The organism is Candidatus Falkowbacteria bacterium, from assembly GCA_016699775.1.
In the GTDB taxonomy this organism is placed as follows: domain Bacteria; phylum Patescibacteriota; class Patescibacteriia; order Patescibacteriales; family Patescibacteriaceae; genus Patescibacterium; species Patescibacterium danicum.
This window is the reverse complement of record CP065010.1, coordinates 467927-486086: the sequence shown is the minus strand read 5'-3', so window position 1 is coordinate 486086 and position 18160 is coordinate 467927. Positions and strand designations below refer to the sequence as shown.

At 33.1% G+C, this 18160-nt stretch carries 19 protein-coding genes and 1 pseudogene; 8 read left to right on the top strand and 12 right to left on the bottom strand.

The features are described 5' to 3' along the window. Positions 1 to 19: 19 nt before the first annotated feature. The gene (locus IPN41_02430) at positions 20 to 1753 is read left to right on the top strand and encodes a cation:proton antiporter (GenBank protein QQS59964.1); all 1734 of its coding nucleotides are present in this window, start codon (positions 20 to 22) and stop codon (positions 1751 to 1753) included. 14 nt (positions 1754 to 1767) lie between these two features. Then, positions 1768 to 2556, top strand: a complete 789-nt coding sequence (locus tag IPN41_02425; GenBank protein QQS59963.1) for a C39 family peptidase — start codon at positions 1768 to 1770, stop codon at positions 2554 to 2556. Between the two features lie 46 nt (positions 2557 to 2602). On the opposite strand, the gene IPN41_02420 is transcribed toward IPN41_02425, so the two are convergent. After that, complete coding sequence (locus IPN41_02420; GenBank protein ID QQS59962.1) at positions 2603 to 2806, bottom strand: hypothetical protein; 204 nt, start codon at positions 2804 to 2806, stop codon at positions 2603 to 2605. 201 nt (positions 2807 to 3007) lie between these two features. On the opposite strand from IPN41_02420, the gene IPN41_02415 reads away from it, so the two are divergent. The 3 genes from IPN41_02415 (at position 3008) to IPN41_02405 (ending at position 5664) form a co-directional block, all read left to right on the top strand. Further along, positions 3008 to 3547, top strand: a complete 540-nt coding sequence (locus IPN41_02415; protein ID QQS59961.1) for a DUF305 domain-containing protein — start codon at positions 3008 to 3010, stop codon at positions 3545 to 3547. 251 nt (positions 3548 to 3798) lie between these two features. Continuing rightward, entirely contained in the window at positions 3799 to 4098 is a 300-nt protein-coding gene (locus IPN41_02410) for a hypothetical protein (protein ID QQS59960.1), read from the top strand. A 459-nt stretch (positions 4099 to 4557) separates the two neighbouring features. After that, positions 4558 to 5664: a CDP-alcohol phosphatidyltransferase family protein gene (locus IPN41_02405; GenBank protein QQS59959.1), complete on the top strand. Its 1107-nt coding sequence runs from the start codon at positions 4558 to 4560 to the stop codon at positions 5662 to 5664. Positions 5665 to 6140: 476 nt separating this feature from the next. On the opposite strand, the gene IPN41_02400 is transcribed toward IPN41_02405, so the two are convergent. The 3 genes from IPN41_02400 to IPN41_02390 all read right to left on the bottom strand — a co-directional run bounded on the left by IPN41_02400 (position 6141) and on the right by IPN41_02390 (position 8301). Further along, positions 6141 to 6569: a hypothetical protein gene (locus IPN41_02400; GenBank protein ID QQS59958.1), complete on the bottom strand. Its 429-nt coding sequence runs from the start codon at positions 6567 to 6569 to the stop codon at positions 6141 to 6143. A gap of 88 nt (positions 6570 to 6657) precedes the next feature. Continuing rightward, a complete protein-coding gene (locus IPN41_02395; GenBank protein QQS59957.1) occupies positions 6658 to 7578 on the bottom strand; it encodes a hypothetical protein in 921 nt (306 codons plus the stop codon). Positions 7579 to 7641: 63 nt separating this feature from the next. Beyond that, positions 7642 to 8301 carry a hypothetical protein gene (locus IPN41_02390; protein ID QQS59956.1) on the bottom strand — a complete coding sequence of 220 codons (660 nt, stop codon included), beginning with the start codon at positions 8299 to 8301 and terminating at the stop codon, positions 7642 to 7644. Positions 8302 to 8711: 410 nt separating this feature from the next. Here IPN41_02390 and IPN41_02385 point away from each other — a divergent pair. Beyond that, positions 8712 to 9346 (top strand): annotated as a pseudogene (locus IPN41_02385) (VTT domain-containing protein). On the opposite strand, the gene IPN41_02380 reads toward IPN41_02385, so the two are convergent. Further along, a complete protein-coding gene (locus IPN41_02380) occupies positions 9341 to 10228 on the bottom strand; it encodes a CAP domain-containing protein (GenBank protein QQS59955.1) in 888 nt (295 codons plus the stop codon). The pseudogene IPN41_02385 and the gene IPN41_02380 sit on opposite strands and share 6 nt — an antisense overlap. Before the next feature lie 89 nt (positions 10229 to 10317). Between IPN41_02380 and IPN41_02375 the strand changes: the two genes are divergently transcribed. Next, a complete protein-coding gene (locus IPN41_02375) occupies positions 10318 to 10905 on the top strand; it encodes a Gmad2 immunoglobulin-like domain-containing protein (protein QQS59954.1) in 588 nt (195 codons plus the stop codon). A gap of 277 nt (positions 10906 to 11182) precedes the next feature. Here IPN41_02375 and IPN41_02370 read toward each other — a convergent pair whose 3' ends face one another. Beyond that, positions 11183 to 12055, bottom strand: a complete 873-nt coding sequence (locus IPN41_02370; protein QQS59953.1) for a cell division protein FtsQ/DivIB — start codon at positions 12053 to 12055, stop codon at positions 11183 to 11185. A 70-nt stretch (positions 12056 to 12125) separates the two neighbouring features. Further along, positions 12126 to 13400: a serine--tRNA ligase gene (gene serS, locus IPN41_02365; protein QQS59952.1), complete on the bottom strand. Its 1275-nt coding sequence runs from the start codon at positions 13398 to 13400 to the stop codon at positions 12126 to 12128. A gap of 115 nt (positions 13401 to 13515) precedes the next feature. On the opposite strand from serS, the gene IPN41_02360 reads away from it, so the two are divergent. After that, on the top strand, positions 13516 to 13836 hold the full coding sequence (locus tag IPN41_02360) for an EamA family transporter (GenBank protein QQS59951.1): 321 nt from the start codon (positions 13516 to 13518) through the stop codon (positions 13834 to 13836). Between the two features lie 48 nt (positions 13837 to 13884). Here the strand turns inward: IPN41_02360 and greA are convergent, their stop codons facing one another. The 5 genes from greA to IPN41_02335 form a co-directional block, all read right to left on the bottom strand. Then, positions 13885 to 14340 (bottom strand): transcription elongation factor GreA, encoded by a 456-nt coding sequence (gene greA, locus IPN41_02355; protein ID QQS59950.1) that lies wholly within the window; start codon positions 14338 to 14340, stop codon positions 13885 to 13887. A gap of 64 nt (positions 14341 to 14404) precedes the next feature. Continuing rightward, on the bottom strand, positions 14405 to 15928 hold the full coding sequence (locus IPN41_02350) for an O-antigen ligase family protein (GenBank protein QQS59949.1): 1524 nt from the start codon (positions 15926 to 15928) through the stop codon (positions 14405 to 14407). A gap of 6 nt (positions 15929 to 15934) precedes the next feature. Then, positions 15935 to 16396, bottom strand: a complete 462-nt coding sequence (locus tag IPN41_02345) for a DUF192 domain-containing protein (GenBank protein ID QQS59948.1) — start codon at positions 16394 to 16396, stop codon at positions 15935 to 15937. After that, positions 16383 to 17084 (bottom strand): glycosyltransferase family 2 protein, encoded by a 702-nt coding sequence (locus IPN41_02340; protein QQS60789.1) that lies wholly within the window; start codon positions 17082 to 17084, stop codon positions 16383 to 16385. Before IPN41_02340 ends, IPN41_02345 begins: the two co-directional genes overlap by 14 nt. 2 nt (positions 17085 to 17086) lie before the next feature. After that, the gene (locus IPN41_02335) at positions 17087 to 18160 is read right to left on the bottom strand and encodes a glycosyltransferase family 4 protein (protein ID QQS60788.1); all 1074 of its coding nucleotides are present in this window, start codon (positions 18158 to 18160) and stop codon (positions 17087 to 17089) included.

Here is an 18160-nt window from a genome sequence, read left to right as displayed (position 1 = left end):
AAATTGCTATACTATAAGTATGAATTTATTTTTTGATATGCAAGTTTTTGAAAGCTCATTATTTTTTGAGTTGTCATTAATTATTGCTATTGGCGCTCTTGTGGCTATTGTCATGAGAATGTTACGACAGCCCTTAATTGTTAGTCATATTCTTACTGGCTTAATTGTCGGTCCCTTTTTTCTTAACTTCATACATTCTTTTGAAATTTTTAAATTATTTAGTGAAATTGGAATTTCAATTCTGCTTTTTACAGTTGGTCTAAATTTAAGTCCTCATTTAATAAAACAATTTGGAAAGGTTTCCTTATTTACCGGTATCGGCCAGGTTATTATTACTAGCGTTCTTGGTTATACTATTGCTCGTTTTATTGGTTATGAGAATACAGTCTCAATGTATATTGGAATCGGCTTAGCCTTTTCCAGTACTATTATAATCCTAAAACTATTGTCAGATAAAAATGAGCTGGAAACACTTCATGCCAAAATTGCTACTGGCTTTTTATTAATTCAAGATTTTATCGCTTTAATTCTTTTATTTTCTATTCCAATTATCTCAAATCCTGATGCTTCGTCACTAGATATCCTTTTTACTTTTTGTAAAGGCGTCATAATGGTAGGTCTGATATGGCTTATCGCTAACAAAGTTCTTAAACCTCTTAATAACTTTTTTTCTCACTCTCAAGAATTACTATTTTTATTTTCTATAAGCTGGGGGTTTATTATTGCCTCAGTATTTAAATTAGCCGGTTTTTCTTTAGAGACTGGAGCATTGATTGCTGGTGTGTCCTTGGCAGCCCTGCCTGCCCGACATGAAATAAGTGCACGCTTAGCTCCGCTCCGTGATTTTTTTATTGTTTTATTTTTCATTATGTTGGGTGCACAAATGGCGCTAGGGGATATCATCACTCTTTTCCCTAAAGCTTTGATATTCTCATTATTCATTATTATCGGTAATCCACTTATTTTAATGATAATCATGCGCTATTTTGGCTACAGAAAACAAACAAGCTTTAAGACTGCTCTGGCCGTTGCTCAAGTCAGTGAATTTTCTTTAATTCTTATCACTCTCGGTGTTAGTCTTGGCCATCTTGATACAGCCATTTTATCAATGATTACGTTAGTGGCCTTAATAACTATCTTTATATCCAGCTATCTAATCCTACACTCTGATAGTATTTATACTCTCTTAGAACCTTGGTTACAGATCTTTGAACAAAAAAATCCCAAAGAGCAGTCTTATAGAAATAAACGCTATCCAATTATTTTATTTGGCTGTAATCGAATTGGCTATGACTTTGTAGATACTTTTAGTAAAAAAAATAAACGCTTCCTTGTTATAGACTATAATCCAGAAACAATTACGGATCTTGAGATTGCAGGGGTGAGAGCTGAATACGGTGATGCCAGCGATATTAGTTTTCTTGAAAGCATTGATACTAAAAGTTTAGAATTACTAATTTCAACTATTCCTTCATTTTCTAGTAACCGACTAATTGTAGAGACAATTCGCAAAAAAAATTCTAAGGCTATAATAATGATGGTTGCCCACACAATACACGATGCCCTTAATCTCTATGAACGTGGAGTAGACTACGTAATACTACCTCACTTCCTCGGTGGTCAATATGCTGCCGATATTATTCTTAAAATTGGCACAAACCGACGTCGATTTGCCTCGCTTAAAGATAAACACTTAAATTACCTACAAGAAAAAATATCTCTTGGCCACAACCATCCTGAGCATCTGTCTTAATTCTTACCCATTTTATGCGTCGAAATGTATTAATTAGTATACTCATAATACTGAGCTTCGTACTTGCATATCTTATTGCAACCGAACCTACTCATACACAGATTTACTATACTAATAAACAATCAAATTCAATTTCTAAGCCAATGCCAAAAGAAGTTACGTCTCAAACAAAAGATATTCCGCCCATCCCAGACAAAATTAAAAATACAACGGAAACCAAAAAAATAATTAATCATTCAGTTCCTTTCACTTCCCAAGCACCAACGGGTGATTGGGCTGACAAAAGACAGCAAGATGGATGCGAGGAAGCCTCAGCTCTAATGGCTATGTACTGGACAATGGGGAAATCCTTATCAAAAGAAGAAGCTTTGACAAAAATTCTTGCAATATCGGACTTTGAACAAAATAAGTATGGAGAATATCGAGATATCAGTTTGACTAATATAAAAGATTGGATTTTTAATGATTATTTTAAATATACAAACGTAGAAATACAAATAAATATTACTGAAACGGATATAATTAAACAACTAGAAGCTGGCAACATTATTCTTTTACCAATGAACGGGCAGAAACTTAATAACCCATATTTTACTGCACCTGGTCCAGAACGTCATATGATTATTATTCGAGGGCATGATCCAAAAACTAACGAATTTATTACCAACGATCCAGGCACCAAGAGGGGAGAAGGGTTTCGTTATTCAATAGAAACAATTATGAAAGCTATTCTTGTCTATCCAACAGGTTATCATGCGCCAGCTAATGATAGCTTAAAAAATATGTTAGTTGTAAAAAAATAAACACTCCTTAAAGTCAGGGAGTGTTTATGTATGTGTGGATAAAGTCTTATTTTTTCTTTTTATCAACTACCGACGCGAAAGTGACCACTTCATCTTTGAGCTCATTAAGTAATGATCCAATGTGATTAATCTTCTTTTTTAACTTTGGATTTTCTTCTTTTAAAAGAGGCATTAACTTACTTAGCATTGTGCCAACAAAGGTCAAGACACCAACAATTTTGATGAAATTTGCAATTTTTCCTTTAGCCATATAGGTTTTATTTAGTTGATTAGTCTTTTAGTATAGCAAAAAAATTGATTTTATACCACTAAGCAAATTTATAAAAATTAAAACTAAGAAAATTAAAAAAAATTTCTTTGTATCTTTGCAAGAGCAACAAATCACTATGCACTGTTTTAATTCTATGGTATAATATAAATTATTATACAATAAATTTTAAAATAAATTTCTATGGCTAAAATAAAAAAGGCAACTGCCTCAAAAAAAATAGTTTCTCCTCAAACAGAGACAATAACATGTTGCGCAAATAATTCTGGATCTTGTAGTCATAACACAACTTTAGGTAAATGTTGGATGTGCTGGCTGTTCAAATCTTTAATTACACTTTTTTGTGCCTTCATAGTTCTCTGGATCGGATTTTGCTTTGGTATCTTGAAAACCCAGGATTTTAAATATAAAATTGATCCAGCACTTAATTCAATGATCAAAAAAACTAATTTTTGCTCACCACAAATTAACAGCATGAGCCGGACTATGTCTGATACTTCTATTACCATGATGAATGAAGGATATGCTTCCCTAGAGTCAAAAACTGGCGTGGACTTTGACCGTGAATTTTTGATTCAGATGATTATGCATCATGAAAATGGTATAGAAATGGCCAAACAGGCTTTAGTAAAAAGTCAGAATGAAGACATAATTAATCTAGCTCAATCAATTATTGATGCCCAAACGGCAGAGGTTGAAGTTATGCAAAAACTAAATAAGTAAAAGTTTACCTTAATTTACTCAAAAACATCCGGCTCTCTCACCGGGTGTTTTTTTGTTCAACAAAAATTTAGCATTGACGACAAGCTTATTACCTAGTAAAGTATGTCTTAATTGACCTTTAAAAAACCTCAAATTTCACAAAAATGCCTAAGAAAACCCTTGTAATTGTTCCGGGAAGAAATAATGTTCCAATTACAGAGGAAATTGAGAGATCAAACATCCTTGAAAAAGTTACTTTTTGGTAGAATAAAATGCAAATATCTGGATATTGGATACCGGAAGAGCATGAATCTACAATAATAAATCATCTTTTAGACAATTTTTCAGATTATGAATCTACAAAGATATACCAAAAAGACAAAGATGGACAGTATCACCTTCAAAGTATTAATCAACTAAAAGTACTTGTTGGTCGAACAAAAAATGTGGTTGATTCAAAACTCAAGAAAAGTTTAAGAAACATGAAGGAAAGATTGAAAGACAAACATTCTCCAGCAATCATTTTACACTATACCTACATCAATCAATCAATAAAAATGCCAGGGAAATGATTTATAAAACAGACCCATTTTTTGCTAAGGAAATTGATGAAGTAATAGAATGGGCTATTTTACCTTTAATACGATTTCATCCTGGCATTATTTCTGACTGGGCAATCTTTACGAGGAATAACGAAGGGAACATTTTTCCCGTCAATAGTAAAGTAATCAATAAGATAATGCATAAACTAATAGATAAAGTGGAAATCAAGCGATTAAATAATCTGAAAATGAGATCGAAAAAAATTAAAGAAATTGTAAAAATAAACAATTCCTAACTTACACTAGTTTTAAAAAGGGGAGTCATAGCACCCCCCTTTTAATTTTATCTACTAATTGACAAACAGGCCTCGCTTGGTAATAATTATAAAAGTTCATTAGCAAATAGTTTGGGATTTAATCTTTAAAAGCTTTAAACAAAAGCTTTTGGTGTTTAAATCACAAACTCAAAAACCAAAAAAGGGAAGTAGTATGATAATGCTAAATGAACAAGAAACAAGGCTAAGTGATACTTTTAGCGGAACAAAGTTAAATGATATTTTTAACTGGGCAACAGCTATTACATTTCTTCGCTTTATCTTAACCGCTGTCTCTGTTTATCTAATAATAGAAAATGAACATTTCTTTGCATTACTAGTTCTAATAGTAGCAGCTATCACTGATTTTCTTGATGGGTGGGTTGCCAGAACTTTTGATTGTAGAACTCCTTTTGGAGAAAAATTAGACGGAAAAGCAGATAAATTTCTGCTCGTTTTGATTTTTTTATTCTCACCAGTTACAGCCTCTTTAGTTCTTGTCCTAGAAATTATCGGACAAGAATTCTCCACAATTGTAAGAAAGTATGGCAAAAAACACTACATTGCTCCCGGAAGTAAGTATATTACTGCCATTCAATTCATTCTTCTTGGATGCCTAATAAGTAATAAACTTGTTACTCCAATTGAGTACAACTTTATTGTTGAAATAGCAATATTATTGTCCATGATAAGGCTGTCTTATCGAAGAATGATCATGTATATGAAAAAGTACCAAGAGTTCCATAACAAGTTACCAAACAATTACAATTTTTTCACCTTAGCCAACTATATTACCATACTGGGATTATTATTTATTCCAGTAATAATATGGCTCTACCAAGTGGGTGAAAGCGAGGTGGCTATACTTTTATACGGAATTGCTTGGTTGACCGACCTTTTTGACGGGCAAGTAGCCAAAAAGAGAAATGAACAAACAGTAATCGGCGCCCGCTTAGATGTCATAAGAGATAAAGCGCTCTTATTGCTAGCCGTGATAATCTGTTGGCCAGAATGGTGGTTTATTATTTCGATTATTGTTCTCGAAATAATATCATTAATATTTTTCCAACTTCGGAAGAAGATGTTGGAATTATCGACTGATTCCGTTATTCAAGAAAGTAGAATTACAACAGTTATTCAAGGCTTTCTATTACTCTCAGCATTTGCCATGAAAGATAATCTTTCCCATTTTGATTTACAAAATATTGGAAAGGTTATTCTTATGGCCTCTGGTTTCCGTGCCATTATGTATATGATTACATATATACAATCAAAAAAATGAAAGTATAAAAGACTTATGACCTAACGTTCAAAGCCGACTTACCTGGAAGCCGGCTTTTTTATTTGAACCATCAGGAGGGGAGTGGGTCAAATGAAATATCAATTTAGTCGAAAATTACTAATTTGAATTAATTTTATTTTTTTATATAAAGTAATATAAAATTAATATATTAAGATAACAAGTCTTTGTAGCACAAGAAACCAATCTATTATGGGGAAGTGGTTAAAAGGCTCAAAAAGTCTAAACATTTTAGTTAACTACACGTCGCACAATATAACTTAACCGACGTGGTATCTATAAGATTCTGCTTTTATTTTTAATTACTAACTTAAACCATCAATCTTTTAAGATAGTTATATAATAATATTTATATAATATTCTCCTATTATCACCTGTATAATTTTTTTGAATGTTAAAAATTATCAAAAAAAACTCAGAGAAAGACTCCCCTGAGCATATTAAAAAATATAGCGTTACTATTCAGACAGATGCCATCTATTGTCCAGAATGCGTACCCGTTTGAAATATTCAACTATGTTGTTGATTAATTCCTCTACCTGAGAGGGATCATCCGTAAATTTGGCATAGATAATTTTTTCCCTCTCTCTTGTGGCAAATAAACTTGACTTATTCTGTCGATAAAAACTATCATCATCTTCCAGAATGTGATTATTACCACAATAGATATAATGATGCTCGATTCCAAAGTTATCCCCTCCTAAATCTTTAGAAAAAATAAGGACAACTTTATTTCCTACTTCCAGGTTCTTCTTACTATCGGAAATTGCAATTTTAGTAGTACTAGGTAACTCAGAACTCTCCCGTCTCAATACATAACCAAGTTCATCTAATTTTGGTCTTAACAAATCGAAAACTTTTAAGACCATATATAAATTATTTTTCATGATAGTCTTTTTTTATTTTTGAAAAAAAAATTTAAATTTCTTAACAGATTTTTAATGTGATATATTATAATAAAAAAAATAATATATGTCAAGCTGCCAGTGGCATACTCCCCTCCTGCTCAAAATTTGTATCTATCCTTTTCATACTTGGTAGCAAAGCTTTAAACTTTTGTATATTTTGCATAAAAATTTTACTTGGATATTTACCAAGCACTGCCTGTTCTTCAATAATCGATATTTGTCTTGAAAAAGCCTCAATAATTTTGTCATAATACGGCTCGTCACTAGCAGACAAAGAATGCGGGTCCTTAGTATCTATGTTTTGCAACGCTTCATCAAGCTCAGTAACATTAAAAGCTAAATAAAATATAGGAACATTATTAAAAGATTTAGTCACTAGCCTCCCCTCTTTTACTGTAAAACCATATTTTATTGGCACACCACCATTTTTTGAAGCTCCCTTTATATAATTTAATTTTTTATCCTCACTGTCATCACTAAAACCACTATGGAAATCATCAAAAGCACAAACAACAGTGCCAGATGGCTTATGGACAATTATATTGTCTATGCCATTGTAATCATCACCTTTGCAGGTTCGTACAACTATATAATCGGGGCCTAAACCTTTATGTAATATGAGAGTCGTCAACTTTTCAACTAATTCACTTTTGCGATGCTCCTGTGCTGTCAGCCATCTATCAAGATCTGGCTGCTTTATATCTTTAATAGGAATTGACCGATGATCTCTACTGTAAAAATATCTTTGCCTAGCCTTAATATCATTATAATATTGCTTTTTCTCATCCTTAGAAAGTCCATAACGCTCAATATTAATAGCACATTTATTATCTATAAAATCTTTTACCTGAAAGGTAGAATTTACCTGCTCAGCAATACTACTCATACTACCATCTAGCTCTTCCCTAATTTGCTCTATTGGCTTATCTTGGTGTTTCTCTAAAGCTAAGTTCTCCTCTTTTGCTGGGATAAATTCAAATGAATGCATATGATTAATTTCTTACAGTATAGCAAACTAATGTATTAAATCTAGTATAATAAAAAACCCTTGTTACGGGGTTTTTTCTGGATAAAGTACTATCTTCTTCATAGCCAGACTAGATAACACTGCGATACCGGCCAAAAACGCTAATTCATTTGCCATTCCTTTATCAGTATTATGCTCCGCTATTTGTACCCATGTTATCAAAGGATTATCAAAATCATTTTTGTTAAAGGGGAATTTTTCACATGAGCAACTATGTAATCTCATCTCAAACGAACCATTATCTTCAATATAGAAGTTAAATTGTTCCTTTGAAAAGTTATAATTAGTGATACTACAATAAACAGCCCACATTGCATCACTAACAAATATCAAATTACCGGCACGATTTGATTTCAAATATTCTACCAATTTCGGACCAATTTGCCAACGTCCTAAAAATTCCCAATAAAAAAATTGATTTGCTGCGTTCAATACGTCATTTTTTTGAAATGGTGGTAGTTTTCCGTCATCAGGGTATAAAAAATTATATATACTCTTAATTACTTTTGTAGCCTTTTCTTCTGACTTAAAGTCAAATATTTTTGACGTTACAGGCAAAGATTTACAGCGATAAATTTCTTTTGTTATATAGCAGTGGCTATCTTTATCCCAATAAACAAATTCAATTGCCTTTGAAAAAAAGTTCCACTGAACTAAATAATAGAATTTTTTAAAATTACTCATTTTTTAATGTTCTCCTTTTCTGTTTATATTTTGTTAAATTACTAACGACATTCTATATAAACATCGTTCTTATGTCAATCATTACTTGACAGCTTCCTGGTAATTGTTTATTATTCAAAGACTCATACACTCGTATGCGTGTAACCTTATTAAGCTTTTGGGCAAGTTTGATAAGGCTTTATTAATCATTAGATTATACATATGATTGACGAAATCATGAACGAAGACGAAGAAACCAACAATGATGACATGGGAACTGAAGGAGAAACAGAAGAAGGCACTGAAGAGCCTACTGAAGAAGCAGAAGAAACCATGTAATTTAGTTTTCTTTTTAAAAACACCCGATCACTACGACCGGGTGTTTTTAATATAGCTTGATATATTATTTTCTGTTAACATATAGTATATCTATGCTTGACCTTGTCACACTCACTAAAACAGTCGGCTATACCGGACTTTTTTTTATTACTTTTGCTGAATCAGGATTGCTTATTGGTTTTTTCTTGCCGGGTGACAGCCTCTTATTCACGGCTGGCTTTGTTGCCTCTCAAGGGGTTTTGGATATTATGATTCTGATTCCTCTTTTATTTTTAGCAGCCGTCACCGGAGATACAGTTGGATACGCTTTTGGCTATAAAATCGGTCCGAAACTTTTTAAACAAAAAGATTCAATAATGTTTTCAAAAAAAAATCTAAAACGAGCACAAGTCTTTTTTGATAAATATGGAGCTAAAACCATTGTCCTAGCACGATTTTTTCCAGTATTACGAACCTTTGCGCCAATATTAGCCGGAGTAGGCAAAATGAATTACCCAGTTTTTTCTTTTATAATTTATTAGGCGGTATTATTTGGTCAGCTGGTTTATTAATTCTTGGCTATCTTCTGGGTAGAATAGTCCCAGAAGCACATTACTATATTTTACCAATAATAATTTTAGTAATTCTTTTTACATCCTTACCCCAAATTATTCATGTTCTAAAAAATAAAAAAACTCGGGCTGAAATATTTAATCAAATAAAAAAAATATTCTCTAGAAAATTATAAGTTAAAACCTTTAAGACAATCATTATACAAAGTGACATCTTCATTATATTCTGAAACTATAGCTTTGGTTCGACGAGATAACGCATTATACGTATCCACTAATGTATTATATTCAAGAGCTTTACTTTGATACTCAGGACTTGTCCTTGGTAGTTTTGATAGAGCTTGATATTTTTTCTTGATTTCCGCATCCCACAGAGCAAGTTGCTCTTTGTTTGAAATAATTAGAACTTCCTGACTTTCATTAACACTATTACAAAGTGAAATTGGAATACCAAACTCTTGAACGGCCAGCCAGGTCAGTTTTCCCTCAAACACTCCCCTACCAACTGCAATCCCAATATCTCGATAATTTTTATTCATAATATTTGCCCGGTGACCAGGGCTATCCATCCAAGCTTTTACTAATTCCGAATCATCAGCAAAATTTCCCAATGCTAAGTTTTCGCCAACAACAATAAATTCATATTGAGCAGTCGATGCTAATTCACCTGGCCCCTCCCCTGTTTTAGAAACATGAGCAAAATATTTTTGTTCAAACATATCTTCCAGTTTAGCTTTAGCTGATTGTTCTAATTTAGCGTTAAATGATAATACTTTTAACCCTTCAGCCTGACGATACCGATTGGTCTCGGAAAGAACACCCTGAGTAGTCAAAAAGCCTTGTTCTGCATCCCCTTCAAAACGTAATGGATTTGGGTCAAAAATATTGGCTGAAAATTCCTTAACTTTATTAACTACTGACCAGGAATCAATAATTTTAGTATCTGAAAATTTCTCACTATTTGGAGATTGGAAAAGAAACCATCCTATACCGATAATTAAAAGTAGTGATGTTACAATAACTGTCGACCAATACATTCTTTTAAATATTTGAGACATTGTATGATTTTATTAAATATATATATTTATTTTAACATGAATCATTGAGTATCAAAAGGATTAATTTTTTGGTATACTATAGATTACCTATGAAGAAAAATCACTTCATCATTTTATACATCATAATAATCGGATTAATTGCCGTTATTATTAGTACCCGCGATCAATGGCTATCTGGAAAATCGGTGCCCCTAACAGAGCCACCGGAAGTATCTAATTTTAACGAATGTGTTGCCATGGGATTCCCAGTACAAGAAAGTTATCCTCGCCGTTGTATAGCCAACCAAACTCAAACCTTTACCGAGGAAATCACTCCCCCGCTTGAACCAACCGAACAAGATAATTTGAATATTACTGTATCTAGTCCCAAGAAAAATGAATCTATCAGTTCACCAGTCACAATAAAAGGTCAAGCCCGTGGAAACTGGTATTTTGAAGCATCATTTCCAGTAGCGATTTATGATTCAAATAATCTACTGCTCGCCCAAGCCCCGGCAACTGCCGAGGGTGAATGGATGACAGAAAATTTTGTGCCTTTCTCACTAACTCTTTCCTTTCCAAAACCAAGCACAGCTACTGGTAAAATTATTTTAAAAAAAGATAACCCTTCTGGGTTACCTGAATACGATGACCAAATAGAAGTCCCAATAATTTTTTCTTCTAAAGCTAGTGAATAACAAAGCTATCTATAAACTTATAACTCATAAATAAAAAACGATAAAAACAATTTATCGCTTTAGCTTTTTTACTAAATTTTTCTCTATATTAAGTAATGGTGAAACCCATAAATTGTAGCTCTGGGTAAAATACCAAAAGAATTCTTAAAATTAATAAAAATACACCAACTGTAATTACAGAGTATAAAAATACACCAAATAAAAATAATAGTTTAAAACCTGTTTCCATAGTAACTTAATTATAGATAAATAAGATTATAACTTCATTTACTCTCCCCTACTTATAGTATACCTTATCTCCAAACCGTAGATCAATATAGCTGACTCCCGAAAGCTGATTTTTTAACTGTCCTTTAATTAAAGCATCTAATCGATCAAGCTGGGAAGAAATCGGTTCATCAATAGTAAAATATATAAGGTCTCCATCTTTTAATATAAGAGTAAGTGAATTACGTTCATAGGTTGTTATAATCTGGTCAGATTCTAAATAAGCAAATTTACTGTCTAGGCTTGATTTTAGGTCTATACTAGCCTTTATAAGGCTCTCCTGGCCTTCCAGGCGCTTATTATTTAACTTTGGCTGGCCATTATTATGGATGGTTACTAAATCAGGCATTGGGCCTCCAACCGTATTAATTACCCAACCTTCACCATCAATTAAATAATAGGCATCATTTTCAATCCAGACTGCAACCGGCGTTTTTTCTGTTATAACAATCTTTAATTTTTTTGGTACTACTTTTTTGATCTGGACCTCGTTAAGACTATATTGCTCCAATAATTTTTCTTTAAAAAAATTACTGTTAAATAAATAAAGATGGGACTGCGACAAAAGCCAGAAACGGTGTTGGCTCGCTTGATCCCAAGCTGATTGTTCAATAGATTGAATTCGTTCTTCCCTGGCACCGCTTATTTCAATCTGAGAAATCGTTAGAAAGGGAGAAAAACAAATTAACCAAATTAAAGCGATTAGTAAGATTCCGAATAATATTAGATACATCCAAATTCTGAATGAGACCCATGCCACTGAGTTTTTTACCCGAGAGACCGAAACTTTATCAGATGCTCGACTACGGAAGTATGGATTACCAAAACGATGGCTTGGTCGTCGCAGTGGAGTATATTGTCTTTGGTAATGATGAGGAGACATACTGAAAAACTATAAACCTTACAATACTAAAATATTAAAAAGTTTATGGAAATATTAAATTGAAAAGCGATTAAGAAGTTTTCTGTATTATCTTAACTCCATTCATATATGGAATCAGAACTTCTGGAATTTTAATTGACCCATCTGCCTGCTGGTAATTTTCCATAATTGCAATCAAGGCTCGTACTCCTGGATTGGCTGTGCCGTTAAGGGTATAGACTAATTCTTTTTTCCCTTCCTTGTTAACATATTTTATGTTAAGTGATCTTGATTGATAATCAGTACAATTTGAAGTGGAAGTAATTTCTGCCCAATCCCCTGCACCTCCCTCTTTATTTGGCTTACCTAGCAACCAAGCTTCCAAGTCAAAGGTTCGATATGACGGTGCGCCCAAATCAGCTGTACAATGATCAACAACTCTAAAAGGAATACCTAAACCGGAAAATATTTCTTTTTCAATTTCTAGCATTTCTTGATGCAAACTTTCAGCTTGGTCTGGCACTGCATAAATGAACATTTCTATTTTTTCAAATTGATGAACACGAAAAATTCCTTTAGAAAACTTTGAATAGGCTCCAGCTTCAGTTCGAAAACAATGCGATAAACCAACATACTTAATTGGCAACTTTTCTAATGCTAAGACTTCCTCACTATGATACCCACCTAAGGTAATCTCTGAAGTCCCCACTAAGCCCAAATCTTGACTTTCAAGTTGATAAACTTGACTTGATTCACCACGAGGATTAAAACCAAGGCCTTCAATAATTGAGTTTCTGGCAACATCTGGCGTAATCATGAACTTATAACCATGCTTCATAACAATATGTAAAACATATTGGTTCAACGCCAGACTTAAAAGAGCTAATTCATTTTTTAAATAATAAAACTTAGCACCTGCAACTTTGGTCCCCCGCTCAAAATCAACCAAATCTAAACTCTCAGCTAATTCAACATGATCTTTTGGCGCAAAATTCAATTTAGGAATTGTACCCACCGTTTCCAAAACCGGATTATCTTCTTCATTGTCACTTCGCTTAACATCAGCGTGTGCTAGGTTTGGTACTGATAATAGTAATTGATGAACTTCTCCCTCTACTACTCGCACCTCATCCTCTAAAGAAGAGATTAAATCTCCAACGTCTTTCATGGCAGCAATTTCTGCTTGAGAAGGTTTATTTTTTGAACCTTGGTTTCGTTTGGCTCGTAATTCTTCAATCTGGCCAAGTAAGTGCCGATATTTTTCATCAGCTCGAAGCAATGTATTAATATCAACAGTACTAAGGCGATCTTGACTATTTTTTATAATCAAGTCTTTGTTCTCACGAATAAACTTTATATCCAACATACAATAAAGGCTTTAAGGAAAATTGATAGATAATTACTAATTTTAAAGGTTTTTGTCCAAATAGTCAAAATAGTAAAAGACATTTCTACACATACTATGATAAAATTTAGTTACTATGAATAAATGGATTTTACCCCTGGCTCTCTTAATATTTTTTGAAGCCGTGGCTGATATATTTGCAAAAAACTGGTCAATTCATAAATCAGTCTGGATTGCCGTCACTAGTCTTACTTTTTATCTAATTGCCAATTCTTTTTGGTTATTTGCTTTAAAGAATGGAGCTCAACTTGGTCGAGGTGCCATTATCTTTTCTGTTGCTTCGGCGATTATTGCAATTCTACTCGGGGTGCTTCTGTATAAAGAGCCAGTTAGTAAACTACAAACAGCTGGACTTATTCTAGGTGTAGTTTCTATTATATTATTATTTTGGGAATAACAAAAAACTGATTAGCTATATAACTAAACAGTTTTCTATTTATTACAACTAAGCTATTGAAATTATTTTATACGTCATCTCCCCTTTTGGACTGTGCACGACAACAGTATCACCAACTTTCTTTCCCACAAAAGCAATTCCTAATGGAGATTCATTTGAAATCTGTCCAGTCAAAGGATCAGCCTGATTAAAACTCACAATAGTATATTCCTTTTTTTCTCCATTAATTTCAACTACTACTTTTGAACCCATCCCAACTTCATTCTTGGAAATATTTCTTACGACAGTTAAATTTTTTAATAAATTAGCGATTTCAGAAACTCGACCCTCATTAAATGCTTGAGCCTCTTTGGCATCGGCATATTCAGCGTTTTCACTTAAGTCACCAAGCTCTTTGGCTTTTTCAATTCGGTCAGCAATCTCACGACGCTTTAACGTTGTTAGATAGTGATATTCCTCTTCTAATTTTTGGTAGCCTTCCTCAGATATAATTTGATCAGTCATAGAGTTGTAAAATAAATAATGAATTCTACTATACAATACCTAGAAGAAATTGGCAAGTTGCACACTAGTTTTGTGCAAAAGATAAATGACTATTTTTTCTACTTTCTAAAAATACAATTATCAAAGCTAAGTAACCAAAACCAAGTGGGTGATTTAAATATGGGGTAAAGAAATGAACGGTTACTAATGAAACAAGACTAAACAAAATAACCGAACCTACTAGGCCTTCTTTTTTTAATAATTTAAAAGCGTCTTGGCACAATAACCACAATAACCAACCATAAGCAATAAGTCCAAGTAAACCAAACTTTAACCAAATATCCAACCATCCCCATTCAAAAGCATAGGTTGTATACAATCCATTACTCCCAGTAGCAACAATTCGTGGATCATAGGTTTTATAGGTTAAACTTTTACCAAAACCATATCCGAAAAATGGTGATTTTTTTATTTCTTGCCACATCACTGGTAGTAATGACCAACGAGAGGCAGCCCCTGCTTCCATTTTTATCGCTCGATCAGTTAGTAACGAGGCGTCAATATTGGCTGAAGGCTTTGGGAAAGGAAAACGCACTACGGCGAACAACAAGGCAGTGCTTACAACCACTGTGCCACCCAGCACTAAACAAAAACCCAGAATTTTTTTTATATGAGGTCGATAGACAGCTATATAACAAATTGCGGTTACAATAACACCAATAATCGCACCTAACCAAAAACTTCGCGAAAGACTAGCAATAATAACTGAAAAGCAACTGAGAGTTACAACCATGATGCCAAAAAATTTTTTTCTATATAGTAATTGAGGGTTCTGTATTTTTGTGTACATGGCCAGAAAAAAAGCAGTAACTCCTGGTAAAAGAAAAATTTGTGACTGCATAAAAATTCGTGAAAATCCACTTGGCCAACGAGTAATTTCGCCAAGAAGATTTTGTCGCATCCAGCCATAAACATCATACACTAACGGCAAAAATGAATGTGAAAATATATAAATTAAAAGTAATACTTTAATACAAAGCGCAACAATAGCACTTACTATAACCGTGAATAATTTGGAAAGTTCTTCGGTTGATCGAAAAGAAGTTATGAATGGAAATAGTATAAGTATATACAACCATCGTTTTAATTCTAGAAAGAAAAATAGCTGATTATTACCAGATAGTAAACCAACAATCACACCAAACCCCAAAACACTTAGTAAAAATACTAAGGGCTTTTGGTAGGGAATATTTTTAAATATGTTGTTAAAATTCTTATCACGAAGAAATTGACCAATCAGATTACTTATCCATACTCCCATCACAATAATCCATAAAGCAATACGTAAGGAAATTGTTGAACCGGCTATATCAAAGGAAAATAAATACCCCTGTGAACCTAATAGTAATTCCGCAACAACTACCAAGAGTCCATTAGATATACTTTTCAAACTTATAACTAATGTCGCCAAGACAATTATTCCCCCAACCACTATTCCAACTAATGGATTAAAATAACTCGAAAAAGAAGCGCCTTCAATAATTAAAAGACTTACCAATACCCAAAAAAATAATGTTATCTTTTGTTTCGAAACCAAGAAATGTTTCATAAAAAATTACTGTGATGTAGATATACTAATTTTTTTTCCAACTTCAAGATTATAAAAATCGGCTGCTCCGGCGTTTAGTTCAAGTACCCAATCAACTTCACCAGGTGATTGATATGGAGTATAAGGCTCAAAGGACTCAGGTGGTAAATTTTTTGAAATACCAACTACTGTTTGTTTATAAATCCAAACTATATCTAAAGGAAAGTTCATTCGTCTCATGACAAAAGTCCTAGGTTCTACTACCTCAAACACAAACAACATACCACATTGACGACATAAAGACACTTTATCACTTAGACCCTGGTAATGCTCGGCTGGAGTTTTGGCAATCAAAAGATTGATTTCTTTATTGTTTAAAAAAACATCCTGATTCTTTGGGTTACTTTCCTGAAAAAAAGACAAAAAAGCCAACATTCCACCAAGAACAGAACCGACTATAACCAAAATAACAATTTTAGACCAAGCCATGTTTATGTTTTATACGATCCACTGATTGATTATATTTTTTTACCACTGGTAAAAACGGTAAAATTTTATAAGCAATTCGAGGTAGCCAGGTACTTATATGACCATTGGTTTTTACTCTAAATAATGGTTTATTAATCCAAATTCCAGTATGGTGCTGACTAAGCATTGATAACCACATGTCCCAATCTTGCAAACGACGAATTGTATTATCAAATCCAGGAAAATGTTCTTTCCTTAAAAGTGAAGTTGTATGTATATAAGGCATCTGTCGTAATTTGTCTTGATCATAGGGAAATAATTTGAATAACTTTGCTCCATAATAAAAAGAACAATAGACAAAACTTGCTTCAGGATGATTATTAAGAGTTGTTATCATACTTTCTAACATTGTAGGTTCTAAAACAATATCAGCGTCACAAAACAAGAAATACTCCCCTCTTGCTTTTTCTGCACCATAATTTCGCGTTGGATTTGAGCCTTCATTATTTTTTGAATAATAAAAAAACTGATCATTAGGAAATTTAGTTTTGTAGTGATCAATTACTTGGTCAATAGAATCTGTTGATCCGTCATTAACAATAATCACCTCCCAGTCACGATACGTTTGTCTAAGAATACTTTCCAAACAATCCCCTATTTTTGAGGCTTGATTATAGATTGGAATAATAATTGAAATTACTGGTTTCATAATTATGATAAAAGAGAATATATTTTTGACACTTGCTGTTCCCAACTTTGTTTTAGACTTCTCTCTCGGCCAGCTTCACCTAAACGCTTTCGTAAAGCCTGATTATTATACAAATCCACAATTGCTTTAGCAATTGAATTGGGATCTTCTTCATCAACAACTAATCCATTAATTGTATTTTGTACTGCTTCTCCAACTCCTCCACTTGAACCAGCAATAACCGGCTTTGAGAAAAGTCCAGCTTCTAGATAAACAATTCCAAATCCCTCATAGTCTCCATCAATATTTCGTGCTGTCATGATAAAAATATCACAGCTAGCAAAATACTTATTTTTTTCTTCATCATTAACATCTGAAAGTATACGAACATTATTTTCTAATCCAAGCTGGTGAATAATATTCTGTAGATAGCTTTTTTCTGGTCCATCTCCAATAATTATATATTGTAAATTTGGAATATGTGAAGTTAGGTCTGACAAAGCTGACAACACCATGTCCACTCCTTTTCTTTTAACTAACCTTCCGACACTTAAAAGTATAAAAGCCTCTTCTAAATTATTTTTGATTTTAAAATTTTCTATCTCTAGAGATGAAACCAAGGGTATATCTTTTTCAACACCAGGGTTAACAACGTTAATATTTGAAACTTTAGGAAATGTTTTTTTCACTTCCTTAGCCGTATGAGAATTTGCACAAATAACAGTGCTAGCTTTTTCTAGAATTTGTTTTGAGACAAAACGCTTTATAAAACTTTTGGTGGCTAAGGAGAAATCCAGTCCATGCAACATAATCGCGTATCGGAAAGGACATATATATGAAAGAAGCCAAGCTACAGTTCCCAAGGGCAAAATTTCGCCTACCAGAAGCCACACAGCATTGTTTTGAGAGATTGCAGCTCTAACTGGCTTAAAGGCCTTAAACCAGGCTAAAAAGGGCATTTTTTGGCTAATTAGCTCATTTTGGTTGTTGGTAAGGACTACCAACTCCTCAGGCCAATATTCGGCTATTTTTCCATAGTAATTTTCCACTCCCCCAACTTTAGGAGGAAATTCCAAAGTAATAAAAAGTGTTTTCAT

What these genes read in the sequence shown, in the direction of transcription:
- IPN41_02430 (QQS59964.1), top strand. Translation starts at nt 20, where the DNA reads ATGAATTTATTTTTTGATATGCAAGTTTTTGAAAGCTCATTATTTTTT.
- IPN41_02425 (QQS59963.1), top strand. Translation starts at nt 1,768, where the DNA reads ATGCGTCGAAATGTATTAATTAGTATACTCATAATACTGAGCTTCGTA.
- IPN41_02420 (QQS59962.1), bottom strand. Translation starts at nt 2,806, where the DNA reads ATGGCTAAAGGAAAAATTGCAAATTTCATCAAAATTGTTGGTGTCTTG.
- IPN41_02415 (QQS59961.1), top strand. Translation starts at nt 3,008, where the DNA reads ATGGCTAAAATAAAAAAGGCAACTGCCTCAAAAAAAATAGTTTCTCCT.
- IPN41_02410 (QQS59960.1), top strand. Translation starts at nt 3,799, where the DNA reads ATGCAAATATCTGGATATTGGATACCGGAAGAGCATGAATCTACAATA.
- IPN41_02405 (QQS59959.1), top strand. Translation starts at nt 4,558, where the DNA reads ATGATAATGCTAAATGAACAAGAAACAAGGCTAAGTGATACTTTTAGC.
- IPN41_02400 (QQS59958.1), bottom strand. Translation starts at nt 6,569, where the DNA reads ATGAAAAATAATTTATATATGGTCTTAAAAGTTTTCGATTTGTTAAGA.
- IPN41_02395 (QQS59957.1), bottom strand. Translation starts at nt 7,578, where the DNA reads ATGCATTCATTTGAATTTATCCCAGCAAAAGAGGAGAACTTAGCTTTA.
- IPN41_02390 (QQS59956.1), bottom strand. Translation starts at nt 8,301, where the DNA reads ATGAGTAATTTTAAAAAATTCTATTATTTAGTTCAGTGGAACTTTTTT.
- IPN41_02380 (QQS59955.1), bottom strand. Translation starts at nt 10,228, where the DNA reads ATGTCTCAAATATTTAAAAGAATGTATTGGTCGACAGTTATTGTAACA.
- IPN41_02375 (QQS59954.1), top strand. Translation starts at nt 10,318, where the DNA reads ATGAAGAAAAATCACTTCATCATTTTATACATCATAATAATCGGATTA.
- IPN41_02370 (QQS59953.1), bottom strand. Translation starts at nt 12,055, where the DNA reads ATGTCTCCTCATCATTACCAAAGACAATATACTCCACTGCGACGACCA.
- serS (QQS59952.1), bottom strand. Translation starts at nt 13,400, where the DNA reads ATGTTGGATATAAAGTTTATTCGTGAGAACAAAGACTTGATTATAAAA.
- IPN41_02360 (QQS59951.1), top strand. Translation starts at nt 13,516, where the DNA reads ATGAATAAATGGATTTTACCCCTGGCTCTCTTAATATTTTTTGAAGCC.
- greA (QQS59950.1), bottom strand. Translation starts at nt 14,340, where the DNA reads ATGACTGATCAAATTATATCTGAGGAAGGCTACCAAAAATTAGAAGAG.
- IPN41_02350 (QQS59949.1), bottom strand. Translation starts at nt 15,928, where the DNA reads ATGAAACATTTCTTGGTTTCGAAACAAAAGATAACATTATTTTTTTGG.
- IPN41_02345 (QQS59948.1), bottom strand. Translation starts at nt 16,396, where the DNA reads ATGGCTTGGTCTAAAATTGTTATTTTGGTTATAGTCGGTTCTGTTCTT.
- IPN41_02340 (QQS60789.1), bottom strand. Translation starts at nt 17,084, where the DNA reads ATGAAACCAGTAATTTCAATTATTATTCCAATCTATAATCAAGCCTCA.
- IPN41_02335 (QQS60788.1), bottom strand. Translation starts at nt 18,160, where the DNA reads ATGAAAACACTTTTTATTACTTTGGAATTTCCTCCTAAAGTTGGGGGA.